This window comes from Candidatus Symbiopectobacterium sp. (assembly GCF_020054415.1).
GTDB lineage: Bacteria > Pseudomonadota > Gammaproteobacteria > Enterobacterales > Enterobacteriaceae > Symbiopectobacterium.
In genome coordinates this window covers 1-2,907 of the sequence record NZ_JAHWCO010000265.1, presented here as the reverse complement: position 1 = coordinate 2,907, position 2,907 = coordinate 1, and the positions used below count along the sequence as shown (strand labels likewise).

Annotated in this window: 5 protein-coding genes; 4 read left to right on the top strand and 1 reads right to left on the bottom strand. The window is 50.2% G+C overall.

Annotation, left to right across the window (positions count from 1 at the left end):
* The coding region (locus QZ506_RS07645) for a hypothetical protein (protein WP_291970171.1) at positions 1 to 328 on the top strand (328 nt) is incomplete at its 5' end.
* Here the strand turns inward: QZ506_RS07645 and QZ506_RS07640 are convergent.
* Positions 293 to 718, bottom strand: a complete 426-nt coding sequence (locus QZ506_RS07640; RefSeq protein ID WP_291970169.1) for a hypothetical protein — start codon at positions 716 to 718, stop codon at positions 293 to 295. The genes QZ506_RS07645 and QZ506_RS07640 overlap by 36 nt on opposite strands.
* A gap of 312 nt (positions 719 to 1,030) precedes the next feature.
* Here QZ506_RS07640 and QZ506_RS07635 point away from each other — a divergent pair, with 312 nt between their 5' ends.
* The 3 genes from QZ506_RS07635 to QZ506_RS07625 form a co-directional block, all read left to right on the top strand.
* Complete coding sequence (locus tag QZ506_RS07635; RefSeq protein WP_291970168.1) at positions 1,031 to 1,795, top strand: BRO family protein; 765 nt, start codon at positions 1,031 to 1,033, stop codon at positions 1,793 to 1,795.
* A 68-nt stretch (positions 1,796 to 1,863) separates the two neighbouring features.
* The gene (locus tag QZ506_RS07630) at positions 1,864 to 2,589 is read left to right on the top strand and encodes a Rha family transcriptional regulator (RefSeq protein WP_291970166.1); all 726 of its coding nucleotides are present in this window, start codon (positions 1,864 to 1,866) and stop codon (positions 2,587 to 2,589) included.
* An 8-nt stretch (positions 2,590 to 2,597) separates the two neighbouring features.
* On the top strand, positions 2,598 to 2,907 hold a 310-nt coding region (locus QZ506_RS07625; RefSeq protein ID WP_367272986.1), incomplete at its 3' end, for an SNF2-related protein.

The window sequence follows — 2,907 nt, the reverse complement described above, 5'->3', positions numbered from 1 at the left end:
GCGCGCTGGGTTTTACCGTGGTTGTGCTGGACAGCAAAAATATGGAGGGTATTCAATGAAACTGGATAACGCACGGGTGCTGACCTTCAGACACCCCAATATGGGCGAGGTCGTCGCCATCACCAACGGCGGCGAGAGTATCGATGATGCCCGCTATCTGGTCAGTCTGGGCAGACAGCCTAACGAGGACTGGGAAACGCAGACGCTCAGGGCGGTGATTGGGTATATGGCGGAAGACAACAGGCGGCTGCGCAAACAGGTTAGCCGCCTGACGCAGGAAGGGGGGGTAAAATCAAAGCAGTTTAATTACCACCGTGACAATGGTTGATGCCAGACCGGCGATAGCGAGAATCACAGCACTCAGTTTTATTAATAATCCATTTGCAGTATGTTCAACATCTTTACGGAGTAAGGCTATCTGAGCTTCAGTTTTCTCGAAGCGAGCCTGCATCTGAGCTTCGTGCTTCTCGAACCGAGCATCGACCTTATCAAATCTGGCGTCAATTTCTTTACGCACGTCCTCAAGGTCACGCTTGACGGCTGTAACTTCAGATAAAACGTCTTTTTTGGCATCGTCAAGATCGCGCTTAGTAGCAACATCTACGGCTTCGTGAGACTCGCGCACAGCCAGAGAAATTGCCTTAGCCTGATCTTTAGGCAAGCCAGCAGTTTCCAGCGTTTCAACGAATTTCAATGTATCGAACGCAACTTGACCCATAAGTAACTCCTCTGATTTTAAGCTGAGTGTAAGCGATCTGGCCACTAATCCGCAAAATTTTGCAAGTTCAATTTGACATCAGTTGTCGCTAGTCATTATATTCGCTCTTAGGTGCTTGAAACCACCTCAATGAGCGGATATCCGCACCCGACAGTCTTGCGGCTTTTTTACGTCCATAGATTATGGTCGGGCAGCGTGTAGTATATAAAACACCTGATTTATCAGGAAAAACTACAGGCCGTCTCATTGCGGGTTTCAAGTGCCCGACCGCCCTACTGAAACTAGGGTTCATAAATCAATGAGGACGTAATAATGACTACTCAACTCGTTTTTAAATCCAGAGTTCTCGACGTTGTCGAACATAACAGCGAACTCTGGTTCACTTCCGCCGAACTTGCCAAGGCATTACAGTACAAGAAAACTGACGCCATAACCCAAATTTATACTCGAAACCTCGATGAGTTTACGGCTCAGATGTCAACGACACTCAATCTGAGGGTCGTTAGAAAGACTGGTACGGTTGAGATGAATAACCGCATCTTCTCCCTACGCGGCGCTCACCTGATTGCGATGTTCGCCAATACGCCAATCGCCAAAGAGTTTCGCAAATGGGTGCTGGATATTCTCGACCGCGAAGTGGGCCAACACCACCCCGTCTACCAGCACGAAGCCCCTGAGCGTTTTACGAACACAGATACCCGTAACCTTGCTCGCTTGGTCTGGTGCATTACTCGCGGCTTTCGGTTTGAGCAGGCATGGACCAATGCCGTTTATTATGCCCTGCGCGATGTGACCGGCACCCCGTCGCCGATGCCCTTTGAAGTGCAGCACATCCCTCTGCTGGCCAAAGAGTGCCGCCGTATTTACTACGTCACCGAAACCCTGCGTGAAACCATCCACGAAGCGGAAAAGCAAACCCTCAAACGCATTCTGCGCAAGCGTGAAGATGCGAACACCGTACTTGCTGAAATGAAGCAGCTTTTCGAGCGCTGCCACCGCCAGCAGCAACGGGGCATTGCCGATCGCCTTGACCACTGGCACGAAGACGACGTTAAACACTTCCTGACGCGCCACTAATCCAGTCATTCCGCCCCGGGATCGCGCCGGGGCTTCATTAATCACATTCACTTGTGAGGAGCTTTAACATGCAAAATTTAACCATTACTCAAATTTCTATGTCCAGCCTCGACATCACGGAATTGGTTGGTAGTCGTCACGACAAAGTTAAACAGTCTATTGAAAGACTGGCGGAGAAGGGAGTAATTCAACTTCCCCCAATGGGGAAAGTTGAGAATAAACAATCGAATAGTCCCAACCGTTTTACGGAGGCTTACCATTTTGAGGGTGAACAAGGTAAGCGTGACAGCATCATCGTTGTCGCTCAACTATCTCCCGAATTTACCGCCAGATTAGTAGACCGCTGGCAGGAACTGGAAAATGCTCACCTGAAATATCCGGTACCTCAAACCTTCTCAGAAGCATTAATGCTCGCCGCCGAACTTGCAAAGAAAAATGAATTACTCACCGATGAACGCGATGAAGCTGTACGCACCAAAGCGCAAATCAGTGAAAAACGGGAAGCCACCGCCTGCCAGCGTAATGCTGTTTACCAGCGCATCGCCAATAAGGCGATAAAAGAACGCGAAGAAATGGCGGCTTTGCTGGGTGCCAGCAAAGACTATGCTTCCGTCCGGTCAGTGTGGCGCGCCACAGGTAACTGGTACAGCTACCGCCAACTCACCACATGGCAGGACGAACATGATGCGATGGAATCCTACTACTGGGATGAGTCCACGGATGCACGAATTTTATGCTACCCCCGTGAAGCATGGCTGGAAGTCTACGACGTGGATATAGCGAAACTATTCTGAGGCTGAAAATGACAAAACCATACACCCCACGGCCATATCAGGAATTAATCACCAGTTTCCTTATTAATAATCCGCGCTGCAACGTGTGGGCTGGCATGGGTATGGGTAAAACAGTTGCCACACTGACTACGCTGGAAGATCTCTTTATGTGCGGAGCCGAAACCCAACCGGTGTTGTTTCTTGCGCCGCTGCGCGTGGCACGCTCAACGTGGCCGGATGAAGCCAACAAATGGAGTCATCTGCGCAATATCGAGATCCAGCCCATTATGGGTAGCGTAAAAGAACGGCTGGCAGCGCTGACGAACAGCAACGCCAGCG

Excerpts from the sequence above, each read along its gene's own strand:
- QZ506_RS07640 (WP_291970169.1), bottom strand. The coding sequence starts at position 718 with ATGGGTCAAGTTGCGTTCGATACATTGAAATTCGTTGAAACGCTGGAA.
- QZ506_RS07635 (WP_291970168.1), top strand. The coding sequence starts at position 1,031 with ATGACTACTCAACTCGTTTTTAAATCCAGAGTTCTCGACGTTGTCGAA.
- QZ506_RS07630 (WP_291970166.1), top strand. The coding sequence starts at position 1,864 with ATGCAAAATTTAACCATTACTCAAATTTCTATGTCCAGCCTCGACATC.